Annotated in this window: 16 protein-coding genes; 10 read left to right on the forward strand and 6 right to left on the reverse strand. The window is 48.1% G+C overall.

The features are described 5' to 3' along the window. Positions 1-155 precede the first annotated feature (155 nt). From MKY48_RS13345 to MKY48_RS13360, 4 genes are all read right to left on the reverse strand, one after another. A complete protein-coding gene (locus MKY48_RS13345) occupies positions 156-968 on the reverse strand; it encodes a DUF4367 domain-containing protein (RefSeq protein ID WP_339293126.1) in 813 nt (270 codons plus the stop codon). Beyond that, entirely contained in the window at positions 946-1,536 is a 591-nt protein-coding gene (locus tag MKY48_RS13350) for a sigma-70 family RNA polymerase sigma factor (RefSeq protein WP_098743387.1), read from the reverse strand. Before MKY48_RS13350 ends, MKY48_RS13345 begins: the two co-directional genes overlap by 23 nt. Before the next feature lie 382 nt (positions 1,537-1,918). Continuing rightward, entirely contained in the window at positions 1,919-3,148 is a 1,230-nt protein-coding gene (locus tag MKY48_RS13355; protein WP_339293127.1) for an aminopeptidase, read from the reverse strand. A gap of 206 nt (positions 3,149-3,354) precedes the next feature. Then, the gene (locus MKY48_RS13360) at positions 3,355-4,587 is read right to left on the reverse strand and encodes an aminopeptidase (protein ID WP_339293128.1); all 1,233 of its coding nucleotides are present in this window, start codon (positions 4,585-4,587) and stop codon (positions 3,355-3,357) included. A 143-nt stretch (positions 4,588-4,730) separates the two neighbouring features. On the opposite strand from MKY48_RS13360, the gene MKY48_RS13365 reads away from it, so the two are divergent. Continuing rightward, positions 4,731-5,006, forward strand: coding sequence for a hypothetical protein (locus MKY48_RS13365; protein WP_213644941.1), 276 nt, complete (start codon positions 4,731-4,733; stop codon positions 5,004-5,006). Between the two features lie 115 nt (positions 5,007-5,121). Here the strand turns inward: MKY48_RS13365 and MKY48_RS13370 are convergent, their stop codons facing one another. Next, positions 5,122-6,474 carry a TrkH family potassium uptake protein gene (locus MKY48_RS13370; RefSeq protein WP_339272506.1) on the reverse strand — a complete coding sequence of 451 codons (1,353 nt, stop codon included), beginning with the start codon at positions 6,472-6,474 and terminating at the stop codon, positions 5,122-5,124. Positions 6,475-6,552: 78 nt separating this feature from the next. Here MKY48_RS13370 and MKY48_RS13375 point away from each other — a divergent pair, with 78 nt between their 5' ends. The 4 genes from MKY48_RS13375 (at position 6,553) to MKY48_RS13390 (ending at position 9,944) form a co-directional block, all read left to right on the forward strand. After that, positions 6,553-7,470: a DMT family transporter gene (locus tag MKY48_RS13375; protein WP_339272508.1), complete on the forward strand. Its 918-nt coding sequence runs from the start codon at positions 6,553-6,555 to the stop codon at positions 7,468-7,470. Positions 7,471-7,585: 115 nt separating this feature from the next. Then, complete coding sequence (locus tag MKY48_RS13380) at positions 7,586-8,722, forward strand: alcohol dehydrogenase catalytic domain-containing protein (protein WP_339293129.1); 1,137 nt, start codon at positions 7,586-7,588, stop codon at positions 8,720-8,722. Positions 8,723-8,883: 161 nt separating this feature from the next. Continuing rightward, on the forward strand, positions 8,884-9,627 hold the full coding sequence (locus MKY48_RS13385; RefSeq protein ID WP_339293130.1) for an AzlC family ABC transporter permease: 744 nt from the start codon (positions 8,884-8,886) through the stop codon (positions 9,625-9,627). Beyond that, positions 9,618-9,944: an AzlD domain-containing protein gene (locus MKY48_RS13390; RefSeq protein ID WP_098743408.1), complete on the forward strand. Its 327-nt coding sequence runs from the start codon at positions 9,618-9,620 to the stop codon at positions 9,942-9,944. Before MKY48_RS13385 ends, MKY48_RS13390 begins: the two co-directional genes overlap by 10 nt. A gap of 129 nt (positions 9,945-10,073) precedes the next feature. Here MKY48_RS13390 and MKY48_RS13395 read toward each other — a convergent pair whose 3' ends face one another. Then, the gene (locus MKY48_RS13395; RefSeq protein ID WP_339293131.1) at positions 10,074-10,991 is read right to left on the reverse strand and encodes an NAD-dependent epimerase/dehydratase family protein; all 918 of its coding nucleotides are present in this window, start codon (positions 10,989-10,991) and stop codon (positions 10,074-10,076) included. Between the two features lie 179 nt (positions 10,992-11,170). Between MKY48_RS13395 and MKY48_RS13400 the strand changes: the two genes are divergently transcribed. The 5 genes from MKY48_RS13400 to MKY48_RS13420 all read left to right on the forward strand — a co-directional run bounded on the left by MKY48_RS13400 (position 11,171) and on the right by MKY48_RS13420 (position 16,719). Further along, on the forward strand, positions 11,171-13,096 hold the full coding sequence (locus MKY48_RS13400) for an LTA synthase family protein (RefSeq protein ID WP_339293132.1): 1,926 nt from the start codon (positions 11,171-11,173) through the stop codon (positions 13,094-13,096). Positions 13,097-13,295: 199 nt separating this feature from the next. Then, positions 13,296-14,294 carry a biotin synthase BioB gene (bioB, locus tag MKY48_RS13405; RefSeq protein ID WP_339293133.1) on the forward strand — a complete coding sequence of 333 codons (999 nt, stop codon included), beginning with the start codon at positions 13,296-13,298 and terminating at the stop codon, positions 14,292-14,294. A 69-nt stretch (positions 14,295-14,363) separates the two neighbouring features. Then, on the forward strand, positions 14,364-14,810 hold the full coding sequence (locus MKY48_RS13410; protein WP_339293134.1) for a rhodanese-like domain-containing protein: 447 nt from the start codon (positions 14,364-14,366) through the stop codon (positions 14,808-14,810). A gap of 150 nt (positions 14,811-14,960) precedes the next feature. Then, positions 14,961-15,299 carry an antibiotic biosynthesis monooxygenase gene (locus MKY48_RS13415; protein ID WP_213644932.1) on the forward strand — a complete coding sequence of 113 codons (339 nt, stop codon included), beginning with the start codon at positions 14,961-14,963 and terminating at the stop codon, positions 15,297-15,299. Positions 15,300-15,468: 169 nt separating this feature from the next. Continuing rightward, the gene (locus MKY48_RS13420; RefSeq protein ID WP_339293135.1) at positions 15,469-16,719 is read left to right on the forward strand and encodes an oligoribonuclease; all 1,251 of its coding nucleotides are present in this window, start codon (positions 15,469-15,471) and stop codon (positions 16,717-16,719) included. Positions 16,720-16,772: the final 53 nt, after the last annotated feature.

Consider the following 16,772-nt stretch of genomic DNA (forward strand, 5'->3'; position numbering starts at 1 on the left):
ATGGGGACAATCATAAAATAAAAAGGTCGAAGACCAGCCCTCAATTTGAGCCTGTCTTTGACCTTTTTACGGTGCATGAGTGAAAATCCAGGCTGTTTTTCAAAGAAACCATATACTTTGGGGGCAGCCAGTTCTTTTTTTAGATCATCTAAAAATCATTGTATGCTGTTTGCGATTTTTATGAATTCTTCTTCCGTGAAGAAGCCGCTAATGGATACAACCACTTGATCATTATCGTATAAGAAGCGCAGGTTATTCTCGGTTAAATAGGCTTTCGCTCCGGATTCAAGAACAATCGTCTTCTTGATATCTCCATTGAGATTAATCATTTTGCCAAGTTGCATCCCGATGAGATCAATATAGAAAAACTTATCGTCCGAATTTTTATATTGAAGATGAAGCTCGTCAAAATCTGCATTTTCATCCTTTGTTAATGCGGTAGCCTCATGGAATTTGTAATCTTCCGGAAGATAATTGATTTTTGGGATTTTAAATACGGCACGCTTTTGTGACTCTGTCAGAGATTCATCGGTATCTGTGAAAGGAACATATTCGGTGTCCACTAATTCAGCTGGCTTTACATACTCTTCTGGCTCTATTCCTTGTTCCGGTGGGGGAGCAGTTAATGCCTTGCCCTCATCAACAGGCTCTCGCATACCGAATATTTGAGTAACCACACCATTTCCCCAATCCTTGATCTCCTGATAAACCGGTGTTACCGCTTGAGTTACAGAGGATGGAGAGAATATCAACGCACCAAAGGCCATCGATGCGGCGATGACTCCGGCTAACTGAAATCTGCGTCGACGCTGTTTCTTTTTGTTTACCTGTTTGATTTGCTGCTGCACCTGCTGCCAGGATTGCCGTTTGGATTCGTTGTCAGTAGGGAGTGAGGAACGTGATGCTGCACGATCAAAGGCTTCGTCAAAGGCCTCATCAAACCAATCATCGTATTTTTCGTTGCTCATCCAATTCACCCCACTCTCTATACAGCATTTTTTTTACGGATTCTCTGGCTCGAAACAAGCGCTGCTTCACGATCTCTTCACGAGTATTCAGCAGCTCAGCGATTTCCCTGTACGTCAGACTATGCTTCCAACGGTACTCAATCAATAGCTTGTATTCAGGCTTCAATTGGTCGAGATAATGCTCGATGGATTCCTCCAGCATATTCGACTCCACCTGATGTTCCACGTTTGTGGAAGAAACTGCCACGTCCTCTTCATTAATAAAAACACTCTCAACATCCACTTGGTTACGGTATTTTTTATTTTTTCTTAAATAATTCATGGTTGAGTTTTTGGCGACGACTCGGAGCCATCCCCGCATCTTGCTTTCCGTTTCAAAATTCGGCTTACTTGTGATCACTTTTATAAAGGACTCCTGAATGATATCCTCAACAGCAGCATGATCCCGTACGACATACAGTATCTGTCCATAAACGAGGTCATAAAATTCATAATAGATTTCTTCCTGAATAGGTTCGCTCAGATCAGCGAAATCTGCTGCAAGGAGGAGCTGTAATCGGTTGGACACGCGATAATCCCCTCTCTGGTGTAACCATCCTATTTCTCTCATCATTTTACAACATATCGGGTAAAAAAGCCCTATTAATTCTAATAACAGCCAGCTCTGAAGACTGTTTCCGGAAAATGGGTCTATCCTTATGAAGTCATGTGTTTGAAGCGCTTAGCTTATGAGTTAAAATGGCAAGTCATAGACATGCGTCCATCTCTTCATCATATGCTCGGTAACCTATCGGTATTAATCGAAATGGGGTTGAAGTTGTATCAGGAAGGGCGTAGAAAGTCCATTATGATAAAAAAACAGAGCAGCCTTTGTTTAAAGGGCTGCTCTGTAGTATAGTTCCGATCTCATTACGATGTGCTTGTCGTGCACATAGCGGAATTGTAGCGGATTAAGCCCAATTCCCGTCGATGAATACAGGCTCCTCCGTACCATAATGAGTGATACCGGTAATATTAAGCTCTTTGGAGCCCATCATGAAGTCGACGTGGGTAATGCTGGTGTTCAGACCGCTTGCTTGAAGCTGTTCGGACGTCATGGTCTTGCCGCCTTCAAGGTTAAAGGCATACGCGCTGCCGATGGCCAGGTGACAGGAGGCATTTTCGTCAAACAGCGTGTTGTAATACAAGATGCCGCTTTCCGAGATCGGAGAGCGATAAGGCACAAGCGCAACTTCGCCAAGATAATGCGAGCCTTCATCCATGGAGATCAGGCGGGTTAAGGTATCCTCGCCTTGTTCCGCGGAGAAATCAACGATGCGACCCTTCTCGAACGTAATCGAGAAATTGTCGATGATGTTGCCGCCGTAGCTCAAAGGCTTCGTGCTGCGTACCGTGCCGTTCACGCCGGTTTTGAGCGGAGCGGTGAATACTTCCTCCGTCGGAATGTTGGCAACGAACCGCTCACCTTTCTCGTTGTGGCTGCCCGCCTGGGCCCAAATATGCCCCTCCGGAAGCTCGATCGTAAGATCCGTACCCGGTGAAGTGAAGCGGAGCTTATGATACTTCTTGGCATTGAGCTCATCCGATTTGTGCTGGAGGGTCGTGATATGCTCCTCCCATGCACCAATGGGATCTTCGAGATCCGCGCGAACGGCGTGGAAAATCGCGTCCCACATTTTGTCCACCTGCTGGTCGGCCGGAACGTCAGGGAAGACCTTGGCAGCCCAATCAGGGGAAGCGTAGGCAATGCCGGTCCAGCTCATTTTATCGGCTTGCTGATACTGCCGGTATTTCGCCATGGCTGCGCCATATGTACGCTGGTAATTGGAAATGCGCTCCGGATCCACGCCTTTAAGCAGGTCCGGGTTCGAAGAGAGAATCGTCAAGAAAGCAGCTCCTTGCTCGGCAAGCTCGGTCACTTCCTCCGCATAATATGTCGGCGGCTCCAGAAAAGCTTCGTCTGGTGCCAGATCATACCGTATGCGGTTCACAACCTCATCACTGTAATTCACCTTAACTTGCTTGGCGCCCGTTTCATAAGCTTTTTTCACGATAAGACGTACTAGCGGCGCGGCATCGATCATTGCGTTAACAACCAGCGTTTGTCCCGGCTGCACATTGGCACCCACCTTGACTGCAAGCTCCGCATAGCGTTCCAATTTTTGTTCAAAGCTGGACATGACAGACCCTCCATTTCTTTTATGCTACCATTAAAGGTTGTTCAAAAAGTTGTCGTTTGAACACGCATTTTAAGTATCTTCGTTCGCTTTCTTGATTATCGCACAATTATTCTGTTTGTAAATCAACCTCAGGTCAATTAATGGCCGCAAAATTTCAAAGAAAGCAGCTACTTCCTAAGAAATAGCTGCTTATTCTGTATCGTTTCTTAAAATGCCCAGTTTCCTTTCAGGAATACCGGTTCTTCCTGGCCATCTGCCGTCACTCCGTAAATATCCATTTCGCCGGAGCCGATCATGAAATCGACATGGGTTACGCTCGTATTAAGACCGTTTTGAATCAATTGCTCCTGATTCATATCTTTTCCGCCTTCTAAGCAGAAAGCATAAGCGCTGCCGAGTGCTAGGTGGTTGGAAGCATTCTCGTCAAACAATGTATTGTAATACAGGATGTTTGACTCCGAGATCGGGGATTGATGCGGCACCAGCGCCACTTCACCAAGGTAACGGGCACCTTCATCCATGTTCAGGAGACGCTCAAGGGTCTCATAACCTTGCTCTGCCGTGAAGCTGACCACTTTACCTTCTTCAAAAGTAAGGGAGAAATTGTTCACGATGTTTCCGGCATAACTCAATGGCTTCGTACTGTGTACGGTTCCGTTGACGCCTGTTTTAAGAGGAGCGGTAAATACTTCTTCTGTTGGCATGTTAGCCACAAAGGAATGTCCTCGCTCGTTAATGCTGTCGCCTTGGGCCCAAATATGCCCTTCCGGCAGCTCGATGGTAAGATCGGTTCCCGGTGCGATATAGTGGAGTTTCTTGTATTTCTTAGCGTTCAGCACGGAGGATTTCGCTTCAAGCACTTCGAGGTGCTTGTTCCAGGCTTCCACCGGGTTATCCTGGTCCACGCGTACGGTGTGGAAAATGGCATCCCACAGTTTGCTAACCTGCTCGGACTCCGGCGCATCCGGGAACACCTTGGCAGCCCAAGTAGCCGAAGGCACAGCGATCAGGCACCAGCTAAACTTGTCGGACTGCTGATAGGCACGGTATTGCTTCAATGCCTCCCCGCGCGCTTTGTAGAAGTTTCCGATACGCTCGGAATCAATGCCGCTGAGCAAATCGGGATTTTCGGCAAGCACATGCAGAATGGCTGCGCCGTTCTCCACCAATTCCGTCATTTCGCCGGCATACCATTTTGGCGCTTCGGTAAAGACGTCATCCGCAGCCTTTTCGAATTGAAGTCTTGTTATCGTTTCGTCGGTCCACAGGATCTTAACCAGGCGGGCACCCGCTTCGTATGCCTTTTTGGCAATCAAGCGAGTGAACTCTGCGGAATCAACAGGAGCATGAACCACTAAAGTTTGTCCTTCCTGTATGTTAACTCCAACCTTTACAGCCAACTCGGCATATTTGTCCAAGTATGTATTGAAATCGGACATTTGGTACCCTCCAATGCAATTTAATTTAACAACCCATATTATACTAGATCAAGCCGCATAAGAAAAACAATAATCAGCTGCCAAGAAAAGTGATATACTGAGTCTTGTGAGTGCTTTACAACGTAATGAAGGAGCGTGGAAACGTGTCAGAAGTCCGAATCGAGCGTGCGGATATGAAGCGGGATGATAGCGATCAGTTCGTAGGATATACCGTATTTTCTATAAATGGACATGCATCAGCCTACGAGATCACATTCCTGAGCAAGAATGGCCGGGACTGGGACTATAGCCTGAACTTTGCAGGCGAGCCAGGAATCGAAGAGCAGTTTCTTCAGATTGACGAGCGGATTGAAGCCGACAACGAGCTGTTTGATGATTTGCTGGATGCAGCCATTGATGCCAGCGAGTTCGGCGAATAAAAGACGAATCAGAAATGGATACCAATGAAAACAAACCGTACACCTCCCATGGAAGGGAAGGGTACGGTTTGTTTAAGATTAAAGAATTTATAAGCTTTCAGCGGATATGAACAACCTACCCTATCGTAATTCGGCCTTCCGGATGGCGGAACAGTTCTTTATTATTCTTACGACTAAGCGCGTAAGCAAGGGTTAGCGGACCTAACCGGCCAAGGAACATGAGCAGGGCGATGGTGATCTTGCCAACCCCGGACAGCTCGGTTGTAAGTCCCATGGATAACCCGGCTGTACCGAACGCGGATACGGCCTCGAACAGAATTCTTAAGAATTCGCCAGATTCCGTAACAGACAGAAACATGGAAGCTCCTACCAGTAGCAGCAACGATAAAATCGTCAGCGTAATGGAACGGTAAACCAGGGCTTGGGAGATTCGATTGCGATAAAGAACAACATCACGTTTTCCCTGGATCATCGTAACGACAGCACCAATGAGCACGGCGAAGGTGGTCACCTTAATGCCGCCACCAGTCGATCCGGGTGCTGCCCCGATGAACATCAGGAGAATCATGAAGAATTGGGAGGATTGCTCCAGACTTGCGATGTCCAAGGTGCTGACGCCACCGGAACGCGGAGTGATCGATTGGAATAGGGAAGCCATGATTTTTACCGGGTATGAGAGCGGCCCTAGTGTTTTGGGATTGCCGTGCTCCAGAATAAAGATCATGACAGCCCCGATTACGATTAACAGTGAAGTCACGGTCAATACAACCTTGGAGTGAAGCGACAGTTTCCTGCATTTCGGATATTCAATAAGATCAAAGATGACGATGAAGCCGATTCCCCCAAGGAAGATTAAGAACATCACGACGATATTGACAAAAGGATCCGCTACATAGGTTGCAAACCCTGAGAAAGGTCCGTGAATTTGGCCAAAGAGATCGAAGCCTGCATTGTTGAATATGGAGATGCTTTGGAATATGCCAAAGTAAGCCGCATCGGAAAGCGGCATAATGGCGGAGAACCTGAGCGTCAACAGCAAGGCGCCTGCCCCCTCAATGATCAGAGCGTATATGAGCACTCTGCGGATGAGATCCACAATCCCTTGAATTTGGTATTGTCCCATCGCTGCCTGAAGGATCATGCGCTCGCGAAGCGAGATTCTGCGATTGAACATCAATGCAATCCAGGTGGCTGAGGTCATAAAGCCCAATCCGCCAAGCTGAACGAGCATGAGCATAACAATTTGTCCAAACATGGACCAATGAGTCCCTGTATCCACAACGGTTAAACCCGTTACACTGATGGCGGAAACCGCTGTGAATAGAGCATCTACAATCGAGGTAGAACTCCCGTCTGCCGTAGCGATGGGAAGTTTAAGCAGGAATGTCCCGATCAGTGTAATCGAGGCAAAGCCGATCGCCAGAAATTTGGGAGGGGTCATTTGGTTGCGAAGGTCTTTCTTTTTCATGCCAATTATCCTTTTCCGAATGTTATAATTTTAAAATCATTCTCTAATATAACACGAAAGGTGAATCATTTAACCATCATGAATTCGAACCGAGCACCGATTCCCGTATTTATTCCTCTGTTTATCGGCATCATAGCTATTTCTTTTTCCTCGATTTTTGTAAAATGGTCCAGCAGCCCCGTATCCATTCAAGCGATGTACAGACTAGTGATCACGTTCCTGATCATGCTGCCCTTTGCGGGAAAATATGTGCCGGATATCAAATCGCTGAAGCGAACAGATCTGCTGCTGCTCCTTCTATCCGGAGCGATGCTGGCTCTGCATTTTTTGTTATGGATGGGCTCCTTGAAGTGGACGAGCGTAGCCAGCTCCACGATTATCCTTGCTCTTCAGCCGGTATTCGTGATGATGGGTGCTTACTTCTGGTTTAAGGAGAAAACATCGCTGGCGGCAATCGGAGGCATGGCCATCGCCTTCCTCGGTGTCTTTCTTCTCATTGGAAGCAGTGGGCTTAGTGGGAGCAAGGGTCATTTGACAGGTGATATCATGTCTTTGCTGGGGACGGCTGCGGTTGCTGTCCATATGCTGCTGGGTCAATTGCTGCTGCGCCGTCTGCCATCATTCCTATACAGCTGGCTTGTCTTTGCGGTAGCAGCGTCCGTACTGGCGGTGTATAACGTGGGCATGAACATTCCGATGACGGGGTATTCCGGACGAGAGTGGGGGATATTTGCCTTACTGGCTGTCGTGCCAACGGTATTCGGCCATTTGTTATTTAACTGGTTGATGAAGTATGCCACAGCCTCAACCGTATCAATGAGCGTTCTCGGAGAGCCGGTTGGAGCGAGTGTACTGGCTTTTCTCCTATTGAATGAGTCGATGAATTCCCTGCAGGCGGCAGGGGGAGCGCTTGTGCTGTTAGGGCTGGTATTATTCTTGAAAGTCGGGAAATCAAAAAAGCAGCCGGTAGACATTCAACCCGAAGCGCTGGGGTGAACTTCGCTTTATTTTTGCCCTGACAGAGTAGTTATGATTGAATTTGCGTACACTGATCCTAAAAAAAGTCAAATAATTACAAAAATGGATATTGACTTGAAAAGGGGTTTCGTGCGTGAAAGCAGTCACTTATCAAGGCAGACATCGGATCCAAGTGAAGGAGATGAAGGACGCCGTTCTTCAGCACAGCGAGGATGTCCTGATCCGGGTCACCACCACGGCCATCTGCGGATCGGATTTGCATTTATATAACGGTGGATTACAACAGCTGACCGATGATTACATTATCGGCCATGAGCCTTTGGGAATCGTTGTGGATGCAGGTCCGGAAGTAAGCAGGGTCAAAGTGGGTGACCGTGTAATTATTCCTTTTATCATATCTTGCGGAAAATGCCTCTTCTGCCAGAATCACATGGAGAGCCAATGCGATTATGCGAATGAAGCCAAGAATACCGGCGGTTTTTTTGGATATAGTGACGCGTTCGGCGGTTTTCAAGGTGCCCAAGCAGAGCTGTTGCGCGTCCCTTATGGAAATACCATGCCCTTTGTTATTCCTGAGGACGCCGAGATGGAAGATGAGAAGCTGCTCATGCTCTCCGATGCGCTGCCCACAGCCATATGGAGCGTGGAGAACGGAGGAGTTAAACCGGGCGATGTCGTGATTGTTCTGGGCTGCGGTCCGATTGGATTGCTGACGCAGAAGTTTGCCTGGCTAAAAGGCGCGAAGAAGGTAATTGCGATTGATCATGTGGATTACAGGCTGGCGCATGCGAAACGGAGCAATCTTGTGGAAACCTACAATTTTGAGAAAATCCCCGAAATCGAGCATTATATCCAAGAGATCACCAAGGGCGGCGCAGATGTTGTCATTGATTGTGTTGGTTTGGACGCCAAACGGACCCCTACTGAAATGCTGGGCAGCATGCTGAGACTGCAGGGAGGCTCATTGGGTGCTTTCCGCATGGCTGTGAGTATGGTACGTAAATACGGGACCATCCAGCTAACCGGCGTGTATGGGCTTGTTTATAATGCATTTCCGCTTGGAGAGCTGTTCGAACGCAATATTACGTTAAAAATGGGACTGGCACCCGTCATTCATTACATGCCGCACCTATATCAAATGTTGAAAGAGGGGACTATAGATCCTTCGGATATCATCACACACCGGCTCCCGATGGAGAAGGCTGCCCATGGCTACGATATCTTCAATGAACGAAAGGATGGCTGTATCAAAGTCATCCTGAAGCCTTAAGCAGCTAAATAAACCGAATGAAGAAGCGTTCTTGGCGAATGAGGAGCATCCCGGGACGCTTTTTTTGATGGACAAACGGTGTAACAGCGTTGACAAGACAGCAGGAAGAATTCATAGTAATTAAAAATAGAATTGTAGAGTAAGAGAGGAATCGAACACAGATGAGCACCAAGTCAGAACGGCTTCCCGCAGGTATAGAGGGAAACCAAGGAAGCCAGGGAAACACCTACCTTCAAGGCTTTAAAGATTGTATTCCAACCCTCCTGGGCTACCTGAGCATCGGTTTTGCGGCAGGTGTTGTCGAGCGCACCGCAGGTTTCAGCCTGCTCGAAATTACGCTCATTTCGCTGCTGCTCTATGCGGGCTCCGGGCAATTTATTGCTGCAGGGATGATAGCGGCTGCTAGCCCGATCCTATCGATCATTGTTACGATATTTTTTGTTAATGCCAGGCATCTACTGTTAAGCGCCGCGATTGCCCCGTATTTTAAAGGGCTTTCCTCAGGAAAAAGCTTCTTTATCGGCTCCCTGTTAACCGACGAGACATTTGGTGTTGCGGCAGCCAAGGCCACCGAGCAGAAGAGACTCGGCTATCAATGGATGGTCGGCCTGAATATCACGGCATATCTGTTCTGGTGTGCAGCCAACGTAGCGGGGGGGCTAGTTGGGGAGTGGATTCCGGATCCGGAGAAGTTTGGCCTGGATTTTGCATTGCCCGGGATGTTTATCGGTTTGCTGGCTTTGCAATGGATCAGCCGGAAGAAGTATAAACTTGACTTCATGGTGGTTATGATTGCCGCCGTTTCGGTAGTAGCAGTCAGTACGATTCTGCCGGGAAGCGCGGCAGTGATTGTCGCAATTATGGTTGCGGCTACTGCAGGGATGGTGATCGAACAATGGAAATAAGATGGCATATCGCCATACTGATTATCGGTTGCGCTGTCGTAACCCTCATTCCAAGGGTTTTGCCGCTTATGATCCTGAGCAAGCTCCGCATTCCGGAGATGATGATCCGGTGGCTCAATCATGTGCCGATTGCCGTCATGGGAGCTCTGCTAGCCCAGGAGCTGCTCCTATCGGATGGACGTGTAGATCCAGGTGGGCATACACTCGAATTGATTGCGGCCGTGCCCGCATTCCTCACCGCTTTTCTCACGAAAAGCCTGTTTGCCACCGTCATCGTCGGGATCCTGACTTTGGTGGGACTTCGCCTGTTTTTCTGACAAAACGAAGCGCTATGTTTGGGATGTTTTTCGTATCCCTAACCGGAACGATTAAAAACAGCCATATTCCTTGGAATGACGAGGAATATGGCTGTTTCTATGTTCATTTGCTACCGTTCATTTGGGAAACTAGGATGTGCCAAGCCAGTGTCTGTAGGTTTCTTCCACTCCTTCTTCCAGGCTAAATAACGGGCTCCACTGCAGCAATGCCCGGGTTCTCTCATTATTCAGGCAGCTATGCCGAATATCGCCGTTCTTCGCAGGCAGATAGTTGACATCAATGCGGTTAGGATGCAGCCTGCTGATGTGATCGACGAGTGAATTGACGGTATGGCCAGTGCCGGTGCTAACATGAAGAACGCTCTCATCCCCGTGTTGGATGGAGGCGAGGGTCGCTTCAACCACATCTTTAACATAAATGAAATCCCGGGTTTGTTCGCCATCGCCGTATATATGAAACGGAGCGCCTTGACGCAGGCGGTCACCAAATACAGCCACAACACCGCCTTCCCCATTCGCAGTCTGACCCGGTCCGTAGACATTCCCATAACGAAGAATGGTGTACTGCAGGCCGAAGAAGCGGTGGTATAAACGGATATATTGCTCACCTACCACTTTGGAAAGTGCATAGAAGGAGATCGGATTAACCGGATCATCCTCCGTCAGCTGAGATTTTTCCAGGTCCCCATATACGCCTGACGTCGAAGCAAACACAATCTTACGGACCCCAGCTTTACGACATGCTTCAAGTATATTGATGGTGCCCATAACATTCGCATCCGCATCAAGTCGAGGCTCCTTGATCGATCGCTGCACGTCGGCCTGTGCGGCCAAGTGGAATACGACGTCCGGCTTCAGCACGGAGATATATGCAGTTGTCTGCTGACTGTTTACATCGGCTACATGTAAAATTGCCTCGCTGTGCAGGCGACCTGGATCTCCGGTTGTCAGGTTATCGATCACATGGACTTCATAGCCTTGATTAACGAGTCCGTTCACCAGGTGGGAGCCGATAAAGCCTGCTCCGCCGGTTACAACCATCTTCATGTCTTAAACCCTCCAGCCTTTTGATTGGGATGCTTTATCCTACGTGATACGTAAGGATCATGCATTGGACAATTGACCAGGGGGGGCGAAGGAATGGGCAGATTAGATTGACGTTTACATTCCTGTTATAATGGAAGCTGAAATTTAACATTATATTTACACAAAAGAGGGAATGGAAAATGGAACGCTACCTTGAACAAAGGTTGAAATTAAGCATACTCGTTTTTTTGACGCTCTTATTGAAGTTGATCCTTCTAAGAGTGTTTCTGTTTAATGGGGTCGTATGGGGGAAGGTGCTCACCGACGCGCTGTCCCTGTTGGTCCTGATTAGCTTACTGGAGCTGATCCTGCCGGTAAGAGGGAAAAAGATGGTCTATGTGATCCTAGATGTCGTATTATCTTTTATCATGTTTGCGTCCGCGGTTTATAACGTTCATTTTGGGTCTATACCGACGTATACCGCGCTTGCGGGTATTGGTCAAGTAAACCAGGTAAGAGCCAGCATTACGGCTTTGCTAGAGCCGGAGCACTTTCTCTTCTTCCTGGACCTGCTAGTCCTATTGGTCATATGGGCGGTTCGAAAAATTCGTTCGCGCTCGCGAAGAGGATTGCATTTTGGTGGAGTCCGTTCCAGTTATTCCGCATCCTATTCGCGCAGACCTGGAATGAAGTGGCGCATCTCCATGACGGTAGTGCTGGTCATTACGAGTGTTCTGTCCGGACTTATTATCCGGAAAGAATGGGGAATCGAGAATGAAATCGTGCGCGCGGAGCAGATGGGCTTTATGAATTATCAGGTATCGGCCGTGATCCGGAATTCGCAGGAGAATCGTGCCTTAGCTGAAGGGAGTCTGCAGGACACCATTCTGCGGTCCCAGCAACTGCTGGCGACCTATCCTTATGTTAAGGAAGCAAAGGACAAGCCGGACTATTTCGGCGCTGCCAAAGGCAAAAATCTGATTATCGTTCAGATGGAATCGCTGCAGAACTTTCCGGTGGGTCAATCCCTGAATGGCCAGGAGCTGACACCGGTGATGAACCAGCTTGCAGATGGCGGTCTGTATTTCCCGCATGTCTTCCAACAGATCGGACAAGGCAACACTTCGGATGCCGAGTTTGCGGTCAATACTTCGATTTATCCGACCGGAACGGTGGCGATGTCCACCGGGTTCGGAAATAAAGAGCTGCCGGGTCTGCCACGGCTCTTGAACAAGCAAGGTTATGCTACAACGACATTCCACGTGAATGATGTTAAGTTCTGGGATCGAAGCAAAATGTACCCTGCACTTGATTTTCAGCATTATTACGACAAGCCGTACTTCACGAATGATAACTTCAATGAATTCGGTCCTTCCGATGAAGAGCTGTTCCGTGTCGGCGTGGACAAGCTGCTGGAGAATGAGCAGCAGAACAAGCCTACTTATGCTCATTACATCACGGTATCCAACCATTCTCCGTATCATGTGAAGGATGAATTTGCTAAGATCACCCTGCCGGCTGAGTTGGAAGGGACCCATTTGGGGAATTACCTGAAGTCGGTGAATTATTCGGATTATGCACTCGGAACTCTGGTTGACCGTTTGAAGCAGAACGGATTGTGGGATGATACCGTATTGGTGGTGTACGGGGATCACTTCGGCATCAATCCAGCAGAAGCGGACGCCGATCTAATCTCGTCAACACTGGGCATTCCTTACCATGAGCGGGTCAGCCGATTTAATATCCCGCTTGTCATTCATGTACCCGGCATGAAGGAAGGAAAGGTCATCGAGCAGGTGGGGGGTCAGGTCGATATTCTGCCAACCGTCGCTAACCTTTTAGGCGTATCGCTTGACGACGAAGGCTTTAACGCATTTGGGCATGACCTGCTGAATGTAGATCGCAATGTAATCGGGATGAGATATTATTTACCGACAGGGTCTTTCTTTAATAATGACATTCTGTTCGTGCCTGGAGACGGATTTGAGGACGGCATGGCGGTTTCCTTGAAGACGCTGGAGCCCGTAACGGACATCACGCCGTATCGCAGCGATTATGACTATATTCTGCAGTTAATGAAGCTGTCCGATGAATATGTGAAAATGCTGCCCAAGCGAGCGCCATAAAGCCAGCAGTAGTTAACGAGGAAGAGGATTGTTTCATCAAGCCTGACGCAGGCATGGATGAAGCAGTCCTTTTTTTTCTTGCAAAAGCTGCGCTGGAGGATTGTCACTGTTTTGTCATCTATGCTATTATTACTCTTATTGTTAACCTATTTTTTATTTAAAGAGGTTAACATTTAAAACGGAGAGGGAGAATGAAGATATGACGACTCAAATCCATTATGATTGGGCTACGCTGGCTGACCATGTTGTGCAAGGGCATGATATTACGCCGATTGAGGCCTTGGCCATTCTGAACAGCGAGGATCAGGAACTGCTGACGGTTATGCAGGCTGCATATCGCATCCGCCGCGAGTACTACGGGAATAAGGTCAAGCTGAACATGATTGTAAACGCTAAATCCGGTTTGTGTCCTGAAGATTGCGGATACTGTTCCCAGTCCATCGTTTCGGAAGCGCCTATCGATAAATATGCATGGCTTACCAAAGACAAAATTCTCGAAGGCGCGCGTGAGTCGATTCGCCGAAAGGCGGGCACCTACTGCATCGTGGCTTCCGGTCGCCGTCCTACCAATCGAGAGATTGATCATGTAGTCGCAGCGGTGAAGGAGATTACACAGACTACTCAGCTGAAGGTGTGCTGTTGCCTGGGTTTTTTGAATGAGGACCATGCGCGTAAGCTCGCCGATGCTGGTGTGCATCGATATAACCATAATTTGAATACTTCCAAAGATAACTATGAACAGATTACGACCACGCATACATACGATGACCGGTTAGATACCGTGAAGCAGGTAAGCTCTTCCGGAATGTCCCCTTGTTCCGGAGCTATCTTCGGGATGGGCGAGAGCCTGGAAGAACGGGTGGAGATTGCGTTTGCTCTGAAATCGCTTGGAGCGGATTCGATTCCTTGCAATTTTTTGAATGCGATTGAGGGCACTCCTCTTGAAGGGCGCAAGGAATTGACCCCGACGATGTGTTTGAAGATTCTTGCCATGATGCGGTTTGTTAACCCCACGAAGGAGATTCGAATTGCAGGGGGACGCGAAGTCAATCTGCGTTCCTTGCAGCCGCTGGGATTATACGCAGCCAACTCGATTTTCATCGGCGATTATTTAACGACAGAAGGCCAGGCGCATACCGCAGACTGGGGATTGATTGAAGACCTGGGCTTTGAAATTGAAGAATGCGCTTTGTCATGATGTATTGACATTTAAACATGAAGCACATACTATATACCCGTAGGGGTAGGGCTGGGGGTTGAATGTCCCGTGCTCTTTCCACCAAGCATCAAGCTGATGCACATGACAATGATGGGGGAATGCTGCGTGCTGATTGCATCTGTCGCTCTGATTATATTTATATTCAGTATATATTACCGGAGGTATGTACCTATAACTGGCCTGCGGTTCATGAAGTGCAGTGAACTTCGACAGGCTCAGAAGGAATGTCCGAATCTGAAAGTGCTCGATGTACGCGATGTAACCGAATATATGGCCTGTCCGCAGAAAGAGACGATTAACATCTCTCTCGGAAGATTGCCGTATGTGTGGGAGCAGGAGCTCAGACCCGATGACTCCGTGGTCATTGTAACACCGAAGCGTTCGGATGGTATCCTGGCTGCGCGCAAGCTGAAGAAGGCTGGCTTTACTTCGCTTTTTTATTTACAGGAGGATTGCACGGCTTGTAATTCCATGCAACATGTTTCACTGAATTAATAATGATCTGATCAGCAGGCTGACGCTGGTCAGATTTTTTTTGTTTATCGAGTGAAAGGATAGAATTTGACAATGATAATCGTTATCATTTAGAATGGAAGAATATCGTTCATTTTACGGTTATTTTCGCTAAGGGAGTGTTCGTTCAATATGTTGATCGAGACGAAAACGATTATTGTTAAAGCAGGCACATCCAATTTGGTTGTTGAGCGTTTTAGCAAGCCGGGACCCATTGAAGAAATTGAAGGTTTCATCGATCTGAATGTCCTTGTTAAGAATGCAAAGCGTACCGACGAAACAGAAGAAGTCATCGTCATGATTCGCTGGGAATCCAAGGAAGCTTGGAAACGCTGGGAAACCAGTCCCGCACATATTCAAGGACATCGTGATAAACGCGGCAAGCCGCAGCCTGAGCATGTGATTAGCTCCAGCCACGGCATGTATGAGGTTATGGCATCCAAAGGACCGAGACCTGTTCAACAGGCATAATATTTTATTATCCCAAAAAGAAGCGGCTGCTAAAGCCGCTTCTTTTTTTGTCCCATTGTAACGTCGGATGGGGCTATCAGGGGTTAAAGCGATAGATTTTAGGGAACCGTAAAGGGATGAAAGACAGAATCAGCTAATCATTCCACCTACTGTTTGGAGGAAGTCACCAATGTATCATCTATACAGCCATAATGATCTGGATGGTGTCGGATGCGGCATTATCGCCAAATGCGCTTTCGCCGAAGGAATTGATGTCCGTTACAACTCCATTCACGGTTTGAATCAGCAAGTCGCAAGGTATCTGAACCGGACTTCCGTGCAGGAGAATCCGTATGATGTGTTGTTTATTACGGATTTGTCCGTCGCTCCGGATATGGAGAAGGAACTGAACGTGTTTGTCGAAGAGGGAGGGCAGGTGCAGCTTATTGATCACCACAAAACGGCTCTTCACTTGAATGAATATAGCTGGGGGCAAGTGGATGTCACGCATCGGGACGGCCGCCCAGCATCGGCAACCTCACTATTCTATGAATATTTAATTGAGCATGGACATCTGGGCAGAAGCGAGGCACTGGACGAATTCGTAGAGCTGGTCCGCCTCTATGATACATGGGAATGGGAAGAGAATCAGAAGATTGAGGCTAAACGTCTGAATGATTTGTTCTATATGTTGTCCCTTGACGAATTTGAGAGCAAGATGACGCAGCGTCTGCGGGAGCAGGGGGGCTTCTTCTTTGATGAGTTTGAAAAAAAAATATTGGACATGGAAGAGAATAAAATCGATCGTTACATCCGCCGTAAGCAGCGGGAACTCATTCAGACCTTCGTGGGGGAGCACTGCGTAGGCATTGTATATGCCGAATCCTATCATTCTGAGCTTGCCAGCGAGCTGGGAACGACATATCCTCACCTGGATTACATTTCTATCTTGAACATGGGGGGAAGGAAAATGAGCCTTCGTACGATTCATGATCACGTGGATGTGTCCGAAGTGGCGATGCGATACGGGGGAGGCGGTCATCCCAAAGCAGCGGGGTGCACGATTAACGAGGAAGTGTATCAATTATTTGCTGCTGACTCGTTTGAGCTGGAACCGATCCGGTTCGACGCTTCACGGAATCAATTCAACATGAAGGGGACGGAGTCCGGTGTTCTATACGAAAGCTGGAGTGAGGATCTGTTGTTTGTTTATGCCCACGCCGGGGAATGGATTGTCGAGTGGAACGGGGAACCCCTCCCATTCCGGTTCAGATCGTTCGAGGAGGCGGAGCGGCACATGAAGCGGCAGTATGGCGCCTGGCTCTCCAGGGATGACGTGTTTGTGAAGATGCTGAAGGAGCAATGGAGACGAAACCGTTCCAATGACCGGCCGGGACTGCCGCCGGATATGGATGAGGAGAAGTTAATGGAAGATCTGTAGAATTAACAGCATCAAGGGTGGAGGATATCTATCCTAGAGACGCTTTATTGTGA

It is taken from the genome of Paenibacillus sp. FSL W8-0187, from assembly GCF_037969755.1.
Lineage (GTDB): Bacteria > Bacillota > Bacilli > Paenibacillales > Paenibacillaceae > Paenibacillus_AQ.

Bases quoted from the DNA above. Each gene is read 5' to 3' on its own strand.
- MKY48_RS13345 (WP_339293126.1), bottom strand. From the start codon at position 968: ATGAGCAACGAAAAATACGATGATTGGTTTGATGAGGCCTTTGACGAA.
- MKY48_RS13355 (WP_339293127.1), bottom strand. From the start codon at position 3,148: ATGTCCAGCTTTGAACAAAAATTGGAACGCTATGCGGAGCTTGCAGTC.
- MKY48_RS13360 (WP_339293128.1), bottom strand. From the start codon at position 4,587: ATGTCCGATTTCAATACATACTTGGACAAATATGCCGAGTTGGCTGTA.
- MKY48_RS13370 (WP_339272506.1), bottom strand. From the start codon at position 6,474: ATGAAAAAGAAAGACCTTCGCAACCAAATGACCCCTCCCAAATTTCTG.
- MKY48_RS13375 (WP_339272508.1), top strand. From the start codon at position 6,553: ATGAATTCGAACCGAGCACCGATTCCCGTATTTATTCCTCTGTTTATC.
- MKY48_RS13385 (WP_339293130.1), top strand. From the start codon at position 8,884: ATGAGCACCAAGTCAGAACGGCTTCCCGCAGGTATAGAGGGAAACCAA.
- MKY48_RS13390 (WP_098743408.1), top strand. From the start codon at position 9,618: ATGGAAATAAGATGGCATATCGCCATACTGATTATCGGTTGCGCTGTC.
- MKY48_RS13395 (WP_339293131.1), bottom strand. From the start codon at position 10,991: ATGAAGATGGTTGTAACCGGCGGAGCAGGCTTTATCGGCTCCCACCTG.
- MKY48_RS13400 (WP_339293132.1), top strand. From the start codon at position 11,171: ATGGAACGCTACCTTGAACAAAGGTTGAAATTAAGCATACTCGTTTTT.
- bioB (WP_339293133.1), top strand. From the start codon at position 13,296: ATGACGACTCAAATCCATTATGATTGGGCTACGCTGGCTGACCATGTT.
- MKY48_RS13415 (WP_213644932.1), top strand. From the start codon at position 14,961: ATGTTGATCGAGACGAAAACGATTATTGTTAAAGCAGGCACATCCAAT.
- MKY48_RS13420 (WP_339293135.1), top strand. From the start codon at position 15,469: ATGTATCATCTATACAGCCATAATGATCTGGATGGTGTCGGATGCGGC.